Here is a 315-nt window from a genome sequence, read left to right on the forward strand (position 1 = left end):
AGTATTCAACAACCCGCCGTTTTGAGCATACTCAATGCGCGAGCGCTGGGTCATCCCTAAATTACCACCCTCGCCTATGACTTTGACGCGAAGCTCTTCGCCATTTACGCGCAAGCCGTCGTTTGCCTTGTCTCCGCAATCTGTATGTGCTTCGGTTTTAGCCTTAACATAAGTTCCAATCCCTCCAAACCACAACAGATCTGAATCTGCTTTCAGTAAGCGATTGATCAATATCATTGGCGCTAGACTGTCTTCTTCTGCATCGATCAGCTTTTTGATCTCAGGACTCAATGGGATAGATTTAGCATCTCGTCT

General features: G+C 46.7%; 1 protein-coding gene. It reads right to left on the bottom strand.

The annotated features are described in order from the left end of the window. Nucleotides 1–315, bottom strand: a 315-nt coding sequence (locus A3738_RS09945) for an NAD-glutamate dehydrogenase domain-containing protein (protein ID WP_156504171.1), incomplete at both ends; no start/stop codon positions are given.

Source organism: Oleiphilus sp. HI0066, assembly GCF_001635725.1.